Source organism: Corynebacterium sp. HMSC27B11, from assembly GCF_001815985.1.
Taxonomy (GTDB): Bacteria; Actinomycetota; Actinomycetes; order Mycobacteriales; family Mycobacteriaceae; genus Corynebacterium.
Genome location: NZ_KV823539.1, coordinates 1 through 20,154 on the forward strand (window position 1 = coordinate 1; position 20,154 = coordinate 20,154).

18 protein-coding genes are annotated in these 20,154 nt (G+C 65.8%); 5 read left to right on the forward strand and 13 right to left on the reverse strand.

Features of this window, described 5'->3' with window-relative positions:
- The first annotated feature begins 456 nt into the window (after window positions 1–456).
- A complete protein-coding gene (locus HMPREF3097_RS02035; RefSeq protein WP_070760574.1) occupies window positions 457–900 on the forward strand; it encodes a hypothetical protein in 444 nt (147 codons plus the stop codon).
- A gap of 55 nt (window positions 901–955) precedes the next feature.
- Entirely contained in the window at window positions 956–1,336 is a 381-nt protein-coding gene (locus HMPREF3097_RS02040) for a DUF3817 domain-containing protein (RefSeq protein WP_070759174.1), read from the forward strand.
- A 75-nt stretch (window positions 1,337–1,411) separates the two neighbouring features.
- Here the strand turns inward: HMPREF3097_RS02040 and HMPREF3097_RS02045 are convergent, their stop codons facing one another.
- From HMPREF3097_RS02045 to clpS, 9 genes are all read right to left on the reverse strand, one after another.
- A complete protein-coding gene (locus tag HMPREF3097_RS02045) occupies window positions 1,412–2,767 on the reverse strand; it encodes an amidohydrolase (RefSeq protein ID WP_070759173.1) in 1,356 nt (451 codons plus the stop codon).
- An 82-nt stretch (window positions 2,768–2,849) separates the two neighbouring features.
- Entirely contained in the window at window positions 2,850–3,488 is a 639-nt protein-coding gene (locus tag HMPREF3097_RS02050) for a non-canonical purine NTP pyrophosphatase (RefSeq protein ID WP_070760577.1), read from the reverse strand.
- A gap of 33 nt (window positions 3,489–3,521) precedes the next feature.
- Entirely contained in the window at window positions 3,522–4,295 is a 774-nt protein-coding gene (gene rph, locus HMPREF3097_RS02055) for a ribonuclease PH (RefSeq protein WP_070759171.1), read from the reverse strand.
- A 21-nt stretch (window positions 4,296–4,316) separates the two neighbouring features.
- Window positions 4,317–5,123 (reverse strand): MBL fold metallo-hydrolase, encoded by an 807-nt coding sequence (locus HMPREF3097_RS02060; RefSeq protein ID WP_187440863.1) that lies wholly within the window; start codon window positions 5,121–5,123, stop codon window positions 4,317–4,319.
- A 131-nt stretch (window positions 5,124–5,254) separates the two neighbouring features.
- On the reverse strand, window positions 5,255–6,109 hold the full coding sequence (murI, locus tag HMPREF3097_RS02065) for a glutamate racemase (protein ID WP_070760591.1): 855 nt from the start codon (window positions 6,107–6,109) through the stop codon (window positions 5,255–5,257).
- Between the two features lie 185 nt (window positions 6,110–6,294).
- Window positions 6,295–6,879, reverse strand: coding sequence for a rhomboid family intramembrane serine protease (locus HMPREF3097_RS02070; protein WP_070760579.1), 585 nt, complete (start codon window positions 6,877–6,879; stop codon window positions 6,295–6,297).
- A gap of 69 nt (window positions 6,880–6,948) precedes the next feature.
- Window positions 6,949–8,118, reverse strand: a complete 1,170-nt coding sequence (locus HMPREF3097_RS02075; protein ID WP_246821195.1) for a P1 family peptidase — start codon at window positions 8,116–8,118, stop codon at window positions 6,949–6,951.
- A gap of 1 nt (window position 8,119) precedes the next feature.
- Window positions 8,120–8,794 (reverse strand): DUF2017 domain-containing protein, encoded by a 675-nt coding sequence (locus HMPREF3097_RS02080; RefSeq protein WP_083317928.1) that lies wholly within the window; start codon window positions 8,792–8,794, stop codon window positions 8,120–8,122.
- A gap of 35 nt (window positions 8,795–8,829) precedes the next feature.
- On the reverse strand, window positions 8,830–9,135 hold the full coding sequence (clpS, locus tag HMPREF3097_RS02085; protein WP_210398509.1) for an ATP-dependent Clp protease adapter ClpS: 306 nt from the start codon (window positions 9,133–9,135) through the stop codon (window positions 8,830–8,832).
- Window positions 9,136–9,337: 202 nt separating this feature from the next.
- On the opposite strand from clpS, the gene HMPREF3097_RS02090 reads away from it, so the two are divergent.
- The 3 genes from HMPREF3097_RS02090 to HMPREF3097_RS02100 all read left to right on the forward strand — a co-directional run bounded on the left by HMPREF3097_RS02090 (window position 9,338) and on the right by HMPREF3097_RS02100 (window position 14,472).
- Window positions 9,338–10,675, forward strand: coding sequence for a nicotinate phosphoribosyltransferase (locus HMPREF3097_RS02090; protein WP_070760595.1), 1,338 nt, complete (start codon window positions 9,338–9,340; stop codon window positions 10,673–10,675).
- Between the two features lie 73 nt (window positions 10,676–10,748).
- Entirely contained in the window at window positions 10,749–12,752 is a 2,004-nt protein-coding gene (locus tag HMPREF3097_RS02095; RefSeq protein WP_070760585.1) for an ATP-dependent DNA helicase, read from the forward strand.
- Between the two features lie 148 nt (window positions 12,753–12,900).
- Window positions 12,901–14,472 (forward strand): AMP-binding protein, encoded by a 1,572-nt coding sequence (locus tag HMPREF3097_RS02100; protein WP_070760587.1) that lies wholly within the window; start codon window positions 12,901–12,903, stop codon window positions 14,470–14,472.
- A 93-nt stretch (window positions 14,473–14,565) separates the two neighbouring features.
- On the opposite strand, the gene HMPREF3097_RS02105 is transcribed toward HMPREF3097_RS02100, so the two are convergent.
- From HMPREF3097_RS02105 to nrdF, 4 genes are all read right to left on the reverse strand, one after another.
- On the reverse strand, window positions 14,566–15,432 hold the full coding sequence (locus HMPREF3097_RS02105) for an aminoacyl-tRNA hydrolase (protein WP_246821197.1): 867 nt from the start codon (window positions 15,430–15,432) through the stop codon (window positions 14,566–14,568).
- Window positions 15,432–16,820, reverse strand: coding sequence for a phosphoserine phosphatase SerB (serB, locus tag HMPREF3097_RS02110; RefSeq protein WP_070760589.1), 1,389 nt, complete (start codon window positions 16,818–16,820; stop codon window positions 15,432–15,434). Before serB ends, HMPREF3097_RS02105 begins: the two co-directional genes overlap by 1 nt.
- 98 nt (window positions 16,821–16,918) lie before the next feature.
- The gene (ctaD, locus tag HMPREF3097_RS02115) at window positions 16,919–18,616 is read right to left on the reverse strand and encodes an aa3-type cytochrome oxidase subunit I (protein ID WP_070759164.1); all 1,698 of its coding nucleotides are present in this window, start codon (window positions 18,614–18,616) and stop codon (window positions 16,919–16,921) included.
- Window positions 18,617–18,923: 307 nt separating this feature from the next.
- Complete coding sequence (gene nrdF, locus HMPREF3097_RS02120) at window positions 18,924–19,919, reverse strand: class 1b ribonucleoside-diphosphate reductase subunit beta (protein ID WP_070759163.1); 996 nt, start codon at window positions 19,917–19,919, stop codon at window positions 18,924–18,926.
- Window positions 19,920–20,154 lie beyond the last annotated feature (235 nt).

The window sequence follows — 20,154 nt, forward strand, 5'->3', positions numbered from 1 at the left end:
CATCTACTCAAACGGAACAAAACCTGGGACCCTTCAATGCGCACTTCGACACCCTGACTCTGTTTGCAGCGCGCTGGTGTCCCATGATCTGGCCAGAACTGGCCACTTACTACTCGCGTTGATCTTCGCTCAGCGGATTTCGTGCTCTGAGCGGAAAACCGCTCCCCACCAGTTAGTAGCTGATTTCTCAGTCCAACTAACGGGGAGCAGTTCAGTGGCGCGGGGCGGGGGCACATCTCTTTTTCTGTTTTCCCACCGCGTGCGGCGTAATGGGTATGAGGTAGAGCGATATGCAGTGTACAAACCGAAGGGTCAGCGGGCGGTTGTTTGTCTGATCTAGGATATATTGGGGAGTTCAAGTCTCCCCAGGCGCACCATATTTTCCCTCGTGACCGCCGGATTTTCTCATCCGGCGGTCATTTGGATTCGCCCCCGCCGTGGGTAGACTCGGGAGCTGTGAAGGAATCGCGCGAACACCAGGCCCCGAAAGAGCCCTTTCCCCTGCGCGTGCGCATTGTGCAGATCATCTTTCTCGCACTCGGCGTGATCGCCACGCTGCTGCTCGCGTGGTGGCAATACGAACGCTGGCAATCCACCAGCGGCTCCTTCCAGAACCTGGGCTATGCACTCCAGTGGCCAATCTTCGGCATCTTCCTTATCGTCACCTACCGCAAGTACATCGAATACGAGCGAGAGCGCCTGCTCGGTGACGACGAGGCCGCCGTCGAGAAATACGCGGAAGACCAGCTCACGGAGGTCCCGGAGGACTTCCTGGCCCCCACCGCAAAGCAACGCCCCGAAGCCGCGGAGGTCTTCGAGGATCACCGCAGGCGGGAGGCCCGCTCGGCGCCGCTACCCGCCCAGGAAGACCGCAGAAAGCGCCAGTCCGACGAGGGTTAGCGCCCACACGCTCGATTCCGGATAATCCACCCCAACCGTAGAGGGAGAACAAGAGATGACGCAGCCAGCCTCGCCCCAGCCAGCGGGCGCCCAGATCCACCCGGCACGCCAGCAACGGGTCGCTAAGGCCCTGAAGTGGTACTCGGTCATGGCGATCGCCACCGGTATCTGGCTGCTCGTGTTGGTCGTTGAGATGACCTTCAAGTACTTGATCCTGGGCAGCGATAACACCCCAGCCTGGTTCTCCTATATCGGCCCGGCCCACGGCATCTTCTTCATGCTCTACTGCATCACCTGCCTGGATCTGGGCACCAAGGCACGCTGGGAGCCCAGTAAGTGGCTGACCACCATCCTCGCCGGTGTGGTTCCGCTGCTGAGCTTCTTCGTCGAGCACAAGCGTCGCGTCGAGGTCAAGGAAGCTTTCGCTCTGAACTAACCGACGGCGTTGCGGTGCCGGCGGACCCCCGGCACCACCCCGCTCCTCCTCTCCGGGACTTATTAATCGCCCGGTTTAGTCGCCCGGCGCAGTCTCGATCTGTGCCGCGGCGATTTCTTTTTCCGTCGGCTGCTGCCGCAGTTCCTCCGGGCTGGAGGTATCCGGCCAACTGCGCCGCAGGCAGGCCAGAATCGCGACCGCCGCGGCCTCCGTAGCCACCGGCAGCGTGCCCAGGTCAGGAAGGAAGCCCGGGTTGTGGTTCGTCGGAATGTCGATATCCAACCGGCCCGCTTCCTCGGCCCGCTGCCACTGGCGCCGCGGCGTAATGCCCACGGTCCACAGCAGATAAGGCACCCCGAAGTGCTTCGGGATCACCGAGAAATCCTCGGAGGCCGTCCACGGCTCCATGTCCAGGCTGTTCTTGCTGAAGCGCTCGTCGAAGGCGGGCCGCACGGTCTCGAAGACCTCGGCCGCATTGTCGGTCGCCCCCAGCATGCCGACGAATTTAAAGCTCGGCTCCCGGTCCGCGCCCGCTGCCTGAGCCTCGGCGCGCACGATCCGCTTGATCGCGGCCACCACGCGCTTGCGCAGATCCTCGTCGTAGAAGCGGCAGCTCAGAGAGATCTTCGCCGAGTCCGGGATCACGTTATTGGCCTTACCCGCCTCCACGGACGCGACCGTGACCACGGCGAACTGGCCTGGCGGAACCTCCCGGGACACGATCGTCTGCAGGCGCATCACGGTGGATGCGGCCAGCACCACCGGGTCGACCGAACGGTGCGGCATAGAGGCGTGCGCGCCGCGCCCGTACAGGGTGATCTCGATGGTGGTCGAGGAGGTCATCACCGGGCCCGGCGCGGTGTAGATCTCGCCCGCAGGCCCCGCGACGACGTGCTGAGCCAGGCACACATCCGGGCGCGGAATGATCTGGTCCAGCCCATCGGAGACCATGCGGTGCGCACCCACCGCGGCCTCCTCCGCGGGCTGAAAGAGCGCGATGACGGTGCCGGACCAGTCCTGCCGCGTCGCATCCAGGATCGCCATGGCACCCAGCAGCGAGCTGGTGTGGTGGTCGTGGCCGCAGGCGTGCATCGTCGGCACTCGCTGGCCCTCCGCGTTGAGCTGGGAATGCTTCGAGGCGTAGTCCACCTCGGTGGCTTCGGCGACGGGCAGGCCATCGAAGTCCGCGCGCATCAGCACCGTCGGGCCGTCGCCGTTGCGCAGCACTGCGGTGATGCCGTAGCCGCCGATGCCGGTCGTGACCGCCCAGTCGGGGAAGCGCTGCAGCTCCTCCTCGATACGCTGGGCCGTCTGCTCCTCGGCCCCCGAGAGCTCTGGGTGGGCGTGGAGGTGTTTATACAGGTCCTCCTGCCAGCTCAGATCTGCCGCGGCGTTGGCGACGATCGTGCTCGGGGTGGGTGGAGTGGTCACGGTGCACTTCCTTTCTTGCGTTCGACCTTATTGCGCGCTGGGTGCCCCGGCGGCGTTTTCGCCCACGCGGGACCTGGCTGGTCTACTGCGCGGACTGAGCCAGCGCGCGCAGCGCCGGGACCAGCTGCTGCAGAGCCTTGCCGCGGTGGGAGAGCTCGTCCTTACGCTCCGGGGTGAGTTCCGCTGAGGACTGCCCCGGCGCTTCCGCGGGCTCGAAAAGCGGGTCGTAGCCGAAGCCGTTGGTGCCCTGCTCAGCGCGCAGAATTCGCCCCTCCCACTCGCCGGTGACTGCCACCTCGGGCTCCAGGCCGGCGGCGTCGGCAATTTCGGCGGGAACAGCGAGCACGCAGGAGGAGACGAATCGGGCGCCACGTCGATCGTCGGGAACGTCGGAGAGCTGGGCTAACAGCAGCCGGTTGTTCTCGGCGTCCTCCCCGTGGGCCCCGCACCAGCGGGCCGAGAGCACCCCGGGCATGCCGTTGAGCGCGTCGACGGACAGGCCGGAATCATCCGCGACGGTGGGCAGGCCAGCATGCTGTACCCCGTCGAGGGCCTTGATCCGGGCGTTGGCCTCAAAGGTCGCGCCGGTCTCCGGGGTCTCCGGATACTCCGGCACGTCCGCAAGGCTGAGCAGCTCGATGCCCTCGACGTTTGCCGCCGCGAGCACCCGCTGCAGCTCCGCGAGCTTCTTCTTATTTCTGGACGCCACCAGCACCTGCATTGCGTCCTCCTTCCGCGTGGTCTTTGGGGGTTTCTAGAGCGTGACCGGGCCGGAAGCCGGGTCGGTGTTCAGTGCGCGCTCTTGCAGTTCGATCAACTGGTGCAGGCCACCCTCGGCCAGGTCCAGCATGGTGTTGAGCTCCGCGCGGTCGAACTCCGCGGCCTCGCCGGTGCCCTGGATCTCCACGAAGCGGCCGGCCTTGGTCATCACGACGTTCATGTCCACGTCTGCCCGCGAGTCCTCCTCATAGGGCAGGTCGAGGCAGGCCACGCCGTCGATGATGCCCACGGAGACGGCAGCGACGGGGTCGCGCAGCGGCGTGCCCGGCACAACACCCTGCTCCTGCAGGTAGGCCAGGGCATCGGCGAGGGCGACGTAGGCACCGGTGATCGCGGCGGTGCGGGTGCCGCCGTCGGCCTGCAGGACGTCGCAGTCGATGGCGATGGTGTTCTCGCCCAGCTCGGTCAGGTCCACGGCGGCGCGCAGGGCGCGACCAACCAGGCGGGAGATCTCGTGGGTGCGACCCTTGACCTTGCCGCGCATGGACTCGCGCGGCATGCGCTCGTGGGTGGCAGACGGCAGCATCGCGTACTCCGCGGTGAGCCAGCCCTCGCCGGAATCCCGCTTGAAGCGCGGCACGCCGAGCTCCACGCTGGCGGTGCACATCACCCGGGTGTTCCCGAATTCGACGAGCACGCTGCCTGCCGGGTTGGTGGTGAACCGGCGGGTGATTCGGATGTCGCGCAGCTGGTCGACGCTGCGGCCATCGGCGCGGGTATGGGTGCTTTGTTCTGGCGTATTAGACATGCCAGCCAGTGTAGCGGGCGCTTAGTGCTGTTCGCTGATGCGCAGACCCGGCCGGGCAACCTCGATGGGGCCCGTGTAGTGGCGGGCGGCCGCGGCGACCGTGGCGGCCTTATCCCCCCATGGCGGAATGTGGGTCAAAACGAGCCGGCCCACGCCCGCTGCCTGGGCGGCCTCGCCGGCCTCCGCGCCGGAGAGGTGCATGCCCTCCGGCATGGTCGCTGCCCCATCACCCCAGGTCGCCTCGCAGACGAGGACGTCCGCCCCCGCGGCGATGCGCGCCAGGGCCGGGGTCGGCGCGGTGTCTCCGCTGTAAACCACGGAGAAGCCGGAGGAGTCCTCGAAGCGGATGATGTAGGCCTCGGTGGGGTGAATGGCGTCCGCGGCATAGATCCGCAGGTCGCCGATGGTGTGGTGCGGCCAGGTTTCGGCGTCGAAGTCGCTCTCCGGCCCGACAACGTGGTCGAGGACCTCGAAGGTATCGGTGAGGTCGTCCGGCGCCTCCGGGGAGTCGGCGCTTGCTTGCCCGATGTGCTTGGCGGCGATGCTCGGCCCGATCAGCTTGTGGCGGGTGCTCGCCGGCGCGAAGGGGTGGTAGCGGCGCCACACCAGCAGGCTCGGGACGTCCGAGCAGTGGTCGGCGTGCATGTGGGAGAGGACGACGTGGCAGTCTGAGGGGTCGATCCCCTCGTAGCGTTGCATCTGCTTGAGCACCCCCGAGCCCAGGTCCACGACCACGCCCTCGCCCGCCGCGCTGCGCAGGAAATACCCCGAGGCCGCGGCCGAGGGGCCGGGCACGCTTCCGGAACAACCCAACACAAGCATCTCCATAAGTGGATATTGTTTCACGACGCCCGGCGTTTTTCGATATTTGGGCAAGCTTTTGATCAGGTTTCGTTCAACGGGGTGGTTTCGAGATGGCTCCGGGTCGAGTCCCGGACGGTTACGCGGTGCCCCAGGCGTTAGCGCAGCAGCTCGGGGATTTGCGACACACTCGTGATCTTGGGACCCAAGAAGCGCTGTGCGAGCTGAGCAAAGCGGTGCGGGTCCCCGGTGGATTCGAAGGACAAGGTGGCGTGGCGCTCCGGGTCGTTATCCGCCAGTTGCCCGCTTTCTGCCAGCGTGCGGTAGACCATCTTCGCGGTCTCCTCCGCGGAGTTCACCAGCGTGACGTCCTCCCCCATGACGAACTGCACCACCCCGGTGAGCAGCGGATAGTGTGTGCACCCCAGCACCACGGTGTCCACCCCGGCCTCCTTCAACGGCTCGAGGTACCCTTCCGCCAACGCGTGGATCTGGCGGCCCGAGGTGATCCCCCGCTCCACGAAGGGAACGAACTGCGGACAGGCCTGGGCAACGGCGGTGACGCCCGGACTAGCGGCAAAGAGGTCCTGGTACGCCCCGGAGGTCACCGTCGCCTGGGTCCCGATCAGGCCGATGCGGTTGTTCCGGGTTGCAGAGACGGCGCGGCGGACCGCAGGGAGGATGACCTCGACGACCGGGATCGGGTATCGCTCGCGGGCGTCGCGCATGAAGGCCGCGGTGGCGGTGTTGCAGGCGATGACGATCATCTTCACCCCGCGGGCAACCAGCTCGTCGGCGACCATGCGGGCGTACTCGCGGACCTGTGCGATCGTCTTATCCCCATAAGGCGAATTCGCAGTATCACCGATGTAGATGATGGATTCGTTCGGCAGTAGGTCCACGATCGTGCGCGCTACGGTGAGCCCGCCGACCCCGGAGTCGAAAATCCCGATGGGTGCGTTGTTGTGGGATTCCTGCTCCGCCGCGCTGCCGCCGTCCGCCTTCTCCGCCATGTGCATGCTCGGTCCTTCCTTAGTTATTCTCGCGGTCTTAGTTTAACGACGTCGCTCACGGCCCCACGCATCCGTGCGCCGGCCGCGTCCTGTGACTGGCTAGTGGTAGTGGTGGGGTCGCAAGGATTGGCTAGGGCACCGGGATGAGAATGCATCGCCAGGGGCGTCGGGCGAACGGGGCGCAGCTACATGCCCAGGGAGGCGCGGCCCGCGGTGCGCACGGCACGGGTGGCGGTGGGCATCTTCGGCATCAGCCAGGCGGCGAGAATGCCAGCCAGCGCCCCGCAGAGGTGCCCCTGCCAGCTAATGGCCTGGTCGGTGGGCAGAATCCCGGTCCACAGGGAGCCGTAGAGCAACAGCACCACGACCCCGCCGACCAGCTGGCTGAGCTTCTTGGTGAAGAGTCCGCGGGTGATGAGGAATGCGACCCAGCCGTAGATCATGCCGGAGGCGCCGACGTGAACGGTGCCCGCGCCACCAATGAGCCAGGTCCCCACCCCGCTGGCGAGCAGGATGATCAGGGAACTGCGCCAGAAGACGCGTCTGCCTGACCAGCAGATCATCGTGATCAGCACAACCGCAGTCATGGAGTTGGCGATGAGGTGATCCCAGCCCCCGTGCAGGAAAGGCGCGGCGAATACACCGAGAAGGCCGTAGGGATCGCCGGGCCGGATACCGAAGACGTTGAGTCCGTACCCCAGCATCATGTTGATGACCTGGACAATCCAGGCCACCGCCACGAGCCGCAGGGCGAAGGCGAGGTTCGGCATGCTCAGGCTCCTGAACTTTAGGGGTTGGTACCACCCCGGCGCGGTGACGGGATAACGCCGCGGGGTTCTTTAACAGCCCACGATACTGCGCCAGGAGGGATGCTCGTAGGCGGGCTCTGCTGCCAGCACGGCGTGCACGATGGCCCGTTCCACGCAGTTGGCGGCCGTGGCGGCGAGCACGGACATGCCCACGGCGTCCACGCTGCCGCCACGGGTGCCAGTGGCCAGCCCGAAGAGGGTGTCCCCGTCCATGGGCATGTGAGCCGGGCGGATCGCGCGTGCCAGGCCGTCGTGAGCGGAGAGCGCCAGGCGCTTGGCCTGCGCCTTGGTGAGCGGGGCGTCCGTAGCGACCACGCCAATGGTGGTGTTGAGCTGCGGGCTGTCGCTGCCGGGCTGCCCGTCGCCCGGTGCGGGGAATTTGGTGCCCGCGAGGTTCATTCCGCGCAAGTGCGCCGCGGCCTCCTCGGAGACCGGCGTGGTCGACGCCGCGCCGAACTCACCGGCCAGCTCTGCATCGAAGCCCCACAGTCGCCCGGTGGCGGGGTTGAAGACCGCGCCCTGCGGGTTGACGACGATGCCCACAGCCACCGTCGCCCCGCTGAGTGCCGCGAGCTCGCCCGGCAGTTCCGGGAGTACCGCGCTGGCCTGCCCGAATCCGCCCTTCAGGGCACCGGCGGAAGCTCCCAGTCCAGCACCGAGATTGCCCGATGCGGTAGCGGGGGCGAGAGCTGCATCATTCTCGCCCTGCCCGCGTGGTGGTTCCCCGTCGCGGGCGATTGGTGCACTGCGCAACGCGGCCTCGGCGGCCGCCGCGCCGGTCTCCGGGCTGGGGCGGGAGTCCCAGCGGCCCAGCAGCAGGTCGAAGATCACCGCACCCGGCACGATCGGCACGATCTTCTCGGGTGCGTCCTCCCCCAGCACGGGGAAGCCGATGCCCGCCGCCTCCAGGGCGGCCATCGCGCCGTCGGCGGCTGCGAGGCCATAGGCAGAGCCACCGCACAATGCGATGGCGTGAACCTGCTCGACCGTATTGTGTGGCTCCAACAGATCCGTCTCGCGGGTGCCGGGCCCGCCACCACGCACATCGACCGAGGCGACTGCCCCGGCGGGCGCGGCGATGATCGTGGCCCCGGAGTCGCCGACCCCACCCTCACTGATCGCGTGCCCCACACCGAGGCCACGGACGTCGATAAGCGAGTTGCTGGGCCCCGGCTGGGCGCCGAACAATTCGGCGGACATCCTAAAACTCGCCTGTCGGGCGACCATCCGGACCGGGTTGCCCCTTCGGGCCTTGGCCACTGCCGTCGTCTGGGTTCTGCGGACCGTCGGCGTCGGGGTTGTCCATCATCTCCGCCGGCGGCTCCCCCATCATCGCGCGCAGCAGGCTGTCCTGGTGGAAAGCCAGCCAAGCGGTCAGCTCCTTGGCTGCCTCAACGCGGTCCGGCCCCTCCGCGCCGTGCAGCGCGGGCTGGCAGAGCTCGTAATAGTAGTTCCGCACGTCGTTGATGGCCGAGAGCCAGGGCTGGACTTCCTCCTGGCTCAGGGTGATGTTCACCGAGCCGTTCGGGCCGATGTGCTCTGCGATGAGCGCGAGGTTCATCAGCTTGTTTTTGATGATCTCGGTCTCGTTGAGCTGCCGGGTCAGCGCGGCATCTCCCTCGACCTTCTCGGCGCCGTCTGCGAAGAAGTCCGGCAGGATTCGGGCAAGCGCCGGGCTGCTCGGTCGCTCCGAGTGGCCGCTGGCCATGCCGGTCAGCTCCGCCAGCTCATCCTTCGGCGCGGTGCGCACCCGCTCCATCAGGGCGTCGGCGACGGTGGCGGCGCAGTTACCCAGGGTCTCCCGCTCCAGGGGGTTGAGCTGGGTGACAAAGCGCGTGCCACGCAGCATGCCGGTCTTCTTCTTCCACGGTTCCATCTGTGGGGAGTCCTCCTCGCCTCGCGGGTGTTGTACTAGCCCGCCGCCTGCTCCATCGTGGCCCACAGGCCCGCTGTGTGGAGCTTCTTTACATCTCCCTCGACCTTATCGCGCTCACCGGACGAGACGACGGCCTTACCCTCGGTGTGAACCCGCATCATCAGCTCGGTGGCCTTCTTGCGGGAGTAACCGAGCACGGTTTCGAAGACGTAGGTCACGTAGCTCATGAGGTTGACGGGATCGTCCCAGCAGATGCACTGCCACGGCAGATCGGCATCCGTCAGGGTCTCGGGTTTTTTCTCCGCAACTGGGGTTGCGCTTGGTGCAGCCGGGGAAGTCATGTCCCCAAGGATACCGTCGCCACGCCGGGGCGGCGAAGGCATCACGGCGGAATAGTTCTTTGCCTGTCCGCACCGCTCGCTAGAGTGTGAGTATTCGCCGGAGCCACTCAACGGCCACGGCACCACTTGAAGAAGAAAACGCGTAGGGATCCACTTGTCTTCCACAGCCCAGAACCCACAACAGGACGCCGCCTACGGCTCGATCGGCCACCTCGACCCGTACCTCTCCGCGCCGCGCTCCTCCGCGCTGCTCACCGATAAGTACGAGCTGACCATGCTGGAAGCCGCGCTGCAGGACGGCACAGCAGAGAAGCAGTGCGCCTTCGAGGTCTTCACCCGCCGCCTTCCCAACGAGCGCCGCTACGGGGTCGTCGCCGGCACCGAGCGCGTCCTCCGCGCGATCCGGGACTTCGTCTTCACCGAAGCCCAGCTGGAAAACCTGGACTTCCTGCAGCCCGAGACGCTGGAGTACCTGCGCAACTACCGCTTCCGCGGGCAGGTGGACGGCTACCTGGAAGGCGAGGTCTACTTCCCGCACTCCCCGATCCTCACGGTGCGCGGCACCTTCGCCGAATGCGTCATCCTGGAGACGGTGATCCTCTCCATCCTCAACGCGGACTCCGCCGTGGCCTCCGCGGCCGCCCGCATGGTCACCGCCGCCAACGGCCGACCCATCATCGAGATGGGCAGCCGCCGTACCCACGAGTACGCCGCGGTGTCCAGCGCCCGCGCCGCCTACCTCGCTGGCTTCGACGCCACCTCGAACCTGGAGGCAGCCTTCCGCTACAACATCCCCGCCTCCGGCACCGCGGCGCATGCCTGGACGCTGCTGCACACCCACCCGGACGGAACCACCGACGAGGAGGCCGCCTTCCGGGCGCAGATCGCCGCCCACGGCGTGGGCACGACCCTGCTGGTCGACACCTATGACATCGCCGAAGGCGTGGAGACCGCCATCCGGGTGGCCGGCCCTGAGCTCGGAGGGGTGCGCATCGACTCCGGCGACCTTGGCGTGCTCGCCCAGCAGGTCCGCGACCAGCTGGATTCCCTGGGCGCGCACAACACGAAGATCATCGTCTCCAGCGATATGGACGAGTTCTCTATCGCCGCGCTACGCAGCGAGCCGGTGGACGGCTTCGGCGTGGGAACTTCGGTGGTCACCGGCTCCGGCGCGCCGACCGCAGGGCTGGTCTACAAGCTCGTCGAGGTCGAGGGCGCCCCGGTGGCGAAGCGCTCCCGCGGCAAGAACTCGCAGGGCGGAGCGAAGGCTGCAATCCGAACCTGCCGGGACACCGGCACCGCTGTGGAGGAAATCACCTTCCCCTTCGGCGAGGCCCGCCCGGATACCGGCATCCTGGATGCCATCGAACTCTCCGTCCCGCTCATCCGCGACGGTGAGCCAGTGGATGGCCTACCCACCCTCGAGGATTCCCGCCAACTGCTGGCCGACCGGCTGGTCTCCCTGCCGTGGGAGGGCCTGGCCCTATCCCGCGACGAGCCGGTGATCAGCGTTCGCCACGTGCCCCGCGCCCAGGGCTAACTGGGGCAGAAACCGGCCAGGTCCCCGACCGGTCACCAGTACCTTTCCCGTGACTCGTAGAAGAAGTGCTCCCGTGAGTTCCACCCAAGACCTCCTCGCCACAGCCGTCGCCAGCATCGGCGGTGCGCCGCGCCCCGGCCAGCAGAAGATGGCCGATGCCGTCACCGAGGCCATGGAACAATCCACGCACCTGGCTGTCCAGGCGGGCACAGGAACGGGTAAGTCCCTGGCCTACCTGGTCCCCGCGGCACGGCACGCCACCCAGACGAACGTCCCCGTCATCGTCTCCACCGCGACCATCGCCCTGCAGCGCCAGCTGGTGGAACGCGACCTGCCGCGCCTCTCCGACGCCCTGGAGGAGCACCTCCCCCGCCCGTTGAATTCCGCGATTCTCAAGGGCCGCAATAACTACCTCTGCCTCAATAAAATCAACGGCATCGGCGACGAGGCCATCCCCGAGGCAGAAGAGGACGCACTGCTCGACCCCTCCCAAATCTCGAAAACGGGAGCCCAGGTTGCCCGCCTACACGAGTGGGCTCAGGAGACTGAGGACGGCGACCGGGATAACCTCGACCGCGGCGTGTCCGACACCGCCTGGCGGCAGGTCTCCGTCAGCTCCCGGGAATGCGTCGGCGCGAGCCGCTGCCCCTTCGGCGACCAGTGCTTCGCGGAACGGGCCCGGGCGGAAGCGGCGGAGGCGGACATCGTCGTCACCAACCACGCACTCCTGGCCATCGACGCCCTCTCCGACGTACCGGTCCTGCCGGAGCACGACTGCGTGGTCATCGACGAGGCCCACGAGCTCGAGTCCCGCATCACCTCCACAGCCACCGCGGAGCTCTCCCCCACCAATATCGCGATCCTCGCCAAACGCACCGGCAAGATCGGCCCCGACGGCACCGGCGATGCGCTGACCGAGGCGCTCGACGAGTGGGTCACTGCCCTCGACGGCGCGATCGCCACCGACGGTGATCGGATCGTCGGCCGGTGGACCGGGGTCCCCAACGGCCTGGAGGTTCCCCTCGGCGTGCTCAAGGACGCGGCGTGGAAAACCAACCGGCAGATCAACTCGGTACCCGCCGGCGAGTTCGCCAACGACCCGGCGAAGGCTGCAGAGCGCCAGGCCCTGCTCGTGGCGACCGAAGAGCTGAACGATACCTGCGTGCGCGTCCTCGAGGCCTCCACCGCGGATGCCGCCGCGGATCAGGAGGACCTGCTCGGGGAGGACGTCGTCTGGCTCTCTACCGATGGCAACCGCAAGGTCGTCCGCGTCGCACCGTTGTCCGTCGCCGACCTGCTGCGGCAGCGGCTCTTCGCCCAATCCACGGTGATTCTGACGTCCGCGACCCTCGCGCTAGGCGGGAAATTCACCGCCATGCTCGCCCAATGGGGTGCGGCGAAGGACACGAAGACCCTCGACGTGGGCACCCCCTTCGACGCCCGGACCCACGGCATCCTCTACGTCGCCCGCGACCTCGCCGCGCCTGGGCGCAGTGGCCCATCCAGCGGGTTCATCGATCACGCCGCCCAGCTCATCAACGCCGCCGGTGGCCGCACCCTCGGCCTGTTCTCCTCCCGCCGGGCGGCCGAGGAGATGGCGGATCAGCTACGCAGCGTGGTTCCCTATGAGATCCTCCTGCAGGGTGAGGATTCGATGTCCAGCCTCGTGGAGAAGTTCCGGAAGGACGAGTCCGCCTGCCTCTTCGGCACCCTGGGTCTGTGGCAGGGTGTGGACGTGCCCGGCTCCGCGCTGCAACTGGTGCTCATCGACCGCATCCCCTTCCCCCGCCCGGATGACCCGCTGAAGCAGGCCCGAAAGGAGGCCGCAGATAAAGCTGGCCGCAGTGGCTTCATGGAAGTCGCTGCGACCCACGCCGCGCTGCTGATGGCGCAGGGGGCGGGACGGCTGCTGCGCAGCGTGGACGACCGCGGCGTCGTCGCCGTGCTGGACTCCCGACTGGCCACCGCGCGCTACGGCTCCTTCATCCGCGCCAGCATGCCACGGTTCTGGGAGACCTCGGATCTGGATGTGGCGCGCGGGGCGCTGCGCAGGCTGAATGCGCAGCCCGGGAAATAGCGCGCCGTGGGCTCGATGAAATCGGCCTAAAGCCCGTGGTGTGACGTTTATCATGGTGCCAACTGCGGTTCCCGCTTTAGGTGGGCCCGCAAAAATATTTGCCTCGTACAGTGCGCGATCATCCGATGGCGCTTAGGAAGGACCAGCCATGCCAGTTCAGAGCACGCGGGAGACCATCCAGATCCCCGACGTTGGAATCTACGAATTCACCTTCGGCCAGCTGGATCCGGCAGACGAGGACAAGGTTGCGATCATCGACATCGCCGATGGCACGGAAACCACCTACCAGCAGCTGCGAAACTACATCAACTGCGTTGCCGGCGGGCTCTCCCACCTCGGTATCCGCACCGGTGATGTGGTCGCACTGCACTGCCCCAACTCCCTGGCCTTCGTCGTTTACGCCCACGCCGTCTGGCGCCTGGGCGCGACCCTCACCCCGGTCTCCCTCCTGGCGGACGAGGCCGCCATCACCCGGCAGCTGCAAGACTCCGGCGCGCGCATGCTCGTCACGCTGGCCGCGATGGGCGATCACGCCGCCCAGGCAGCTCAAGCCGCCGGGCTCAGCGAGGAACAGGTCCACCACCTCGACCGCAATTCGGGAATGCAGCAGATGCTGGCCGAGCGGCGCCACGCGCCGGAAGACATCAGCTTTGACCCCGCGACCCACCTCGCCGTCCTGCCGTACTCCTCCGGAACCACCCAGGATCCGAAGGGGGTTCGCCTCAGCCACCGCAACCTCGTCGCCAACGTCTGCCAGGCCGCGGATCAGGACCTCGTGACCCGGGAGGACGTCGTCTTCGGGGTGCTGCCCTTCTTCCACATCTACGGACTCACTGCACTGCTGAACCTGGCGCTAACGCAGCGCGCCACGCTGGTGACCCAGCCGCGTTTCGAGCTGGGCAGCTTCCTCGCCTCTCACGAGCGTTTCGGCGTGACCTTCACTTTCATCGCCCCACCCATCGCGGTGCTGCTGGCGAAGCACCCACAGGTCGAGGAATTCGATCTGAGCAGCCTGCGGGCCGTGCTCTCGGGCGCTGCGGCGTTGGACACCAGCCTCGCGGAGGCCGTCCAGGAGCGCCTTAGTGTGGACGTCTACCAGGGCTTCGGTATGACCGAGTCCTCCCCGGTCACCCACCTGAACCTGGACATGAGCGTGCCGCGCGGTTCCATCGGGCTGCCGGTGGCTAATACTGAGCACAAGCTCGTCGCCGTCGAATCGGGAGAGGAGATTCCGCGGCCGAGCAACGGGCACTCGGAGGTCGGCGAGCTGTGGGTGCGTGGCCCCCAGGTGATGCTCGGCTACCTGAACCGCGACCGGGAGACGGCAGAAACCCTCGTGGACGGTGGCTGGCTGCGCACCGGCGACCTCGCGGTCCAGGACCCCGAGGGCAATGTTTATGTCGTGGACCGCCTCAAAGAGGTCATCAAGTACAAGGGCTACCAGGTCGCTCCCGCCGAGCTGGAGGCCCTACTGCTCACGCACCCGGAGGTCGCGGACGCCGCGGTGATCGGGGTCGCGGGTGAGGATGGCTTGGAGATCCCCAAGGGCTTCGTCGTGCTGCAGCAGAACGCCACGGCCACGGCTGAGGACATCATAGCCTACGTGGCCGAGCAGGTGCCGAGCTATAAGAAGGTGCGGGCCATCGAGTTCATCGATGCGATCCCGAAGTCCTCGACCGGCAAGATCCTGCGTCGCGTGCTTCGGGCCCGCGAGGACTAGCGAGAGGCGGCATCGCTCGGGTCACGTCCCGAGCGCTCCCCGCAGCCCTCGCAGTCTCGAAATACGATCTCCCAGACCTCCGGGCGGATCGCGCTAACGCGGAGGCTGCTGGCCGCCATAGGAGGCAGCAATAACAGTCGCGCTCCCCGCGGCGATCTCCGTGTGGCCTGCATCGCGAACCTCCACCACCGGCCACTGCCCGCCCACCGCGGTGATCCACCGCGAGCTCGCAGCGGCGGCGTCTGCGGCGTGACGTTCCGCGAGTGCCGCGCGCTTGGCGGCGAACTCCTCGGCCGGGATTTCCCGCACGTGCACGGGACAGCCCAGCTCGAACCACGCAACCGCCTGCTTCGGGCTGAGGAAGGCAGCATAAAGCATCGACCCGTGGCCGACCTGGGCTGCGGCCTTGCCGACCGTCATGCCCAGCCCGGCGTCCACGAAAATGACTGGGTGCAATGGATCCGGTTCGGGTGTGGGCAGCGGGCCAGGTTCGGGTGGCAAGTCGGAACCCTGAATCTGCAACTTGTTGATCCTCGGATCCACGCCATCAACGCGCCCGGGTAGGAACGCCTTGGCCATCGCACCGTGCACATTCACCTCGTGCCCAGGCAGCCCAAGAACTGCGTCCCACTTGCTGGCGCGGGCGCGGCGGGCGAGTTTCCGAATCTTCGCGCCGTACCAGCTTTTTAACGCCTGCGCCCACTCGCTGTCTTCCTCACCTGCTCGAGGGTCGAGGCAGACACGGGCGCAGGCGGAGGCAGCCGCAGCCAAGAGATCGTGGCGCAGCGGCGCATCCACCTTCGGCAGGTGCAGGACCATGGGCATAGCCTGCACGCTGCTCGGGTCTTGTGGGTCTTCGGTACCAGGGTGCCCAGCAAGGTGGACGAGCATCGCATGCGCCCGCCGGACCAGCTCCCGCTCGTCTGCTTCCAACTCCCCTGGTTCGTTGTACTCGCGCACTAGTCCTGCAGTGGCGGGCGGCGGTAAGTGCCGTCAGCCATGTCCTCGTGCTCAATCTCGGAGCGGGAGATGCCGAGCAGGAAGAGTACTTGGTCAAGGAATGGGTAATTCACGGATGCGTCAGCCACCTCGCGAAGGGCCGGCTTCGCGTTGAAGGCGATGCCCAGGCCCGCGGTGGAGAGCATGTCGATATCGTTCGCACCGTCGCCCACTGCCACGGTCTGGTTGAGCTTGATGCCATTCGACCAGGCGAACTCCTTGAGGGACTCGGCCTTCGCGCGGCGGTCGATGACCGGGCCGATCACGCGGCCCGTGAGCTTGCCTTCGCGGATTTCCAAGGTGTTGGCTCGGGCGAAGTCGAGGCCCAGCTCGCGGGCCAGCGGCTCGATGATCTGAATGAAGCCGCCGGAGACCACGCCGGTCTTGTATCCCAGGCGCTTGAGGGTGCGGATCGTGGTGCGCGCACCCGGGGTGAGTTTGATGTCGTTGGCGACCTTCTCCACGACAGACGCGTCGAGCCCAGCCAGGGCCTTGACGCGCTCGTGGAGAGATTCCGCGAAGTCCAGTTCACCACGCATGGCTCGCTCGGTAACAGCGGCGACCTCGTCCTCGCGGCCGGCGTAGGCCGCCAGCATCTCAATGACCTCCTGCTGGATGAGGGTGGAGTCCACGTCGAAGCAGATCAGGCGCTTGCTGCGGCGAGCCAGGCCGGCGCGCTCGACTGCGATGTCGAGGTGCAGCTCAGCGGTGAGCTCGGAGACTGCCTTGCGCAGCTCCACGCCGCCACCCGGGCGGGGATTAGCGACGGTGAAGTGAATTTCCAGCCCGGTGACCGGGTAATCGGCGATCCCGCGAATCGTATCGATATTCGCGCCCTCGGCAGCCAGTGTTTGTCCGATGCGCTGGACGTCCTCGGCGGTGATTCGGCGCCCGAGCACGACCATGACGTGGGAGGGCATCGGCTTGGTCGCCATGGCCTCCGTGTCCGTCTGGATCTGCACGCTCATGCCGAGGGCCTCCAGGTCGGCGGGCAGCTCGTTGTTCAGGGTGGCCAACGTATCAGCGTCGACGCCGACGAGGGCAGCGAGGGCGAGATTGCCGCGGAAGACGGATTGCTCGACGTCGATGAGCTGGACGTCGTGGGCAGCGAGGCTGCGGAAGAAGCGGGCGGTAACGCCGGGCTTGTCGTCACCGGTGACGGTGATGACGGCCGGTTCGCAGCCGTTATTCAGGATGGATTCCAGCTCTTCGGGGAAGGCGAGCCTCGTGGGCTGGAGATTATCGACTGGGGTGGAGTTATTTGCGCTAGTCACACCCACGATTGAACCACAGTGGCTGTGGCAAGGAGGATCCGCTACCCCCGTTTTTCGGCAAAAGAAAAACCACACCCTGCGTAGTAAGGGTGTGGTTTGCGCTCACAGCACCTCAGTGCTGGAGTATGCGCCGCGGCCAGCTGGCTGCTGGCCCCGGCACCGTGGCCGACTTCTTAGAAGTGGCGGCCGACGTGAGCCTCGTCGCGCATACGCTTGACCATGTGCGGGTAGTGCAGCTCGAACGCTGGGCGCTCGGAGCGGATCCGCGGCATGGAGGTGAAGTTGTGGCGCGGCGGCGGGCAAGAGGTTGCCCACTCGAGGGAGTTGCCGTAGCCCCATGGGTCATCGACGGTGACGACCTCGCCGTAACGGTAGGACTTGAAGACGTTCCACAGGAACGGCAGCACGGAGACGGCCAGGATCAGGGCACCGATGGTGGAGACCTGGTTGTAGCCGGTGAAGCCGTCGGTCGGCAGGTAGTCCGCGTAACGACGCGGCATACCGGAGTTACCAGCCCAGTGCTGAATCAGGAACGTGGTGTGGAAGCCGATCATGGTCAGCCAGAAGTGCAGCTTGCCCAGACGCTCGTCCAGCATGCGGCCCGTCATCTTCGGGAACCAGAAGTACAGGCCAGCGAAGGATGCGAAGGCAACCGTGCCGAACAGGGTGTAGTGGAAGTGCGCAACCACGAAGTAGGTATCAGACAGGTGGAAGTCCATTGCCGGGCCAGCCAGCATGATGCCGGTCAGACCACCGAAGAGGAAGGTGGCGAAGAAGCCCAGTGCGAACATCATCGGGGTTTCGAAGGTCAGGCGACCGCCCCACATGGTGCCGAGCCAGTTGAAGAACTTCATACCGGTCGGGACTGCAATCAGGAACGTCATGAAGGCGAAGAACGGAAGCAGAACCGCGCCGGTGACGAACATGTGGTGTGCCCACACAGCCATGGACAGAGCAGCGATGGACAGGGTTGCGAAGACCAGGCCCACGTAGCCGAACATCGGCTTGCGGGAGAAGACCGGGAAGATCTCGGAGACGATGCCGAAGAACGGCAGAGCCAGGACGTAGACCTCAGGGTGGCCGAAGAACCAGAACAGGTGCTGCCACATGATGGCGCCACCGTTGCCCGGATCGTAGATGTGGCCGCCCAGCTTGCGGTCGTAGAGAACACCCAGTGCGGCAGCAGCCAGCAGCGGGAAGATCAGCAGGACCAGCAGGGAGGTAACGAAGATGTTCCAGGTGAAGATCGGCATGCGGAACATGGTCATACCCGGAGCGCGCAGCACCAGGATGGTCGTGATCATGTTCACACCGGAAAGAATGGTACCGACACCACCAACGCCGACACCCACGATCCACAGGTCAGAACCCAGGCCCGGGGAGTGAATAGCGTCTGCCAGTGGCTGGTACATGGTCCAGCCGAAGTCAGCCGCGCCGCCCGGGGTGAGGAAGCCGGTCAGCATCAGGACACCACCGGCGGTGGTGAGCCAGAAGCCGAAGGCGTTCAGACGCGGGAAGGCCACGTCCGGTGCACCAATCTGGAGCGGAACGATGTAGTTAGCGAAGCCGAACACCATCGGGGAGCCATACAGCAGCAGCATGATGGTGCCGTGCATGGTGAACAGCTGGTTGAACTGCTCCGGGGACAGGAACTGCATGCCCGGATTGAACAGCTCGAGACGGATAAGCAGGGCCATGAGGCCACCAACCAGGAAGAAGGTGAAGGCCATCATGAGGTACATGATGCCCAGCAGCTTGTGGTCGGTGGTCGTCAGCGCATGCCAGGCAAAGCTGCCTCGGCGCCCATGGCCAGACGGTTGTGGGCGTTCGGGAGCAACTTGCTGTGGTTCCCGTGGCGCGACCGCGGTCATTGATTCCTCCTGACTACGCAGTGTCGAGGGTTTTTCCCTGACACTCCAAAGAATTTTGGCCTTCTCAGAACCCTCCCCTGAGTGCGAGAGCATTAGCTTCCTTGCAGCCCAGAAAGGGTCCCTACACGAAGGGTTGGTGCTATGTTATCCCCTTTTCCCGAATATAAGAAGCCGGGTGGCGGGAAACCTCCAGTTCCTTCACAGTTTTGGGGGTAGTTCCAAGGTTTCTCCACGCTTGAAAACACCAAACGGCCGTTTCGCTGCACCTAGCGAGCCGGCCGTTCGTGTTATGGGCTGGAGCGCGGAGCTAGAAGTCCCAGTCGTCGTCGGTGGTGCTCTCCGCCTTACCGATGACATAGGAGGACCCAGAGCCACTGAAGAAGTCGTGATTCTCGTCGCCACCCGGGTTCAGCGCGGCGAGGATGGCAGCGGAAACGCGGGTCTCCTCTACCGGGAACAGCCCGTCATAGCCAAGGTTGTTCATCGCCTTGTTGGCGTTGTAGCGCAGGAAGCGCTTCACATCTTCGGTCCAGCCGATCTCGTCGTAGATGGACTCGGTGTATTCGACCTCATTGTCGTAGAGGTCCAGCAGCTGCTCGACGACGAAGCCCTTCAGCTCCTCCTGGCGCTCCGGGCTCTCGTTCTCGAGGGCTCGCTGGTACTTGTAGCCGATGTAGTAACCGTGGACGGACTCATCGCGGATGATGAGGCGGATGATGTCCGCGGTATTCGTCAGCTTGCCCATGGAGGACCAGCGCATCGGCAGGTAAAACCCGGAGTAGAAGAGGAAGGATTCCAGCAGCACGGAGGCAATCTTGCGCTTCAGCGGGTCGTCGCCCTTGTAGTACTGAAGGATGATCTCACCCTTGCGCTGGAGATTTTCGTTCTCCTCGGACCAGCGGAATGCGTCGTTGATCTCACGGGTGCTCGCCAGGGTCATGAAGATCTGGGAGTAGGACTTCGCGTGCACGGACTCCATGAAGGCGATATTGGTGAGCACCGCCTCCTCGTGCATGGTGGTCGCTTCCGGGATCAGAGAGACCGCGCCGACCGTGCCCTGGATGGTGTCGAGCATCGTCAACCCGGTGAACACGCGCATCGTCGCGTTCTTCTCCGCATCGTTGAGCGTGGCCCAGCTCTGGATGTCATTCGAGACGGGTACCTTTTCTGGCAGCCAGAAGTTGGCCGTCAGCCGATCCCATACCTCGAGGTCACGGTCGTCCGGAACCTCATTCCAGTTAACGGAACCGATGATATTCCCCGCCTTGTGCTGCGCAGGGGACTGAGATGGCCTAGCAGGCATAAACGCGCATTCTCCTCATCTGAACTCGGCAGAGTTCCCAACTTTCCAACCGCTGACCTGCGCGTATAGTGCGCGGTGAGCGAAATGAATACATACCTACTCTACCCGTCAGGGCTCTTCACCGCACGGCGTGGTGGCGGGCGCCGCTCAGCAGCAATCTACCCGCCCCGCGCCAAGCCCAGCACCCGTTGCACAACCACCATCGCCCGTTACCTTGTGAGTTTCCCCGATAATG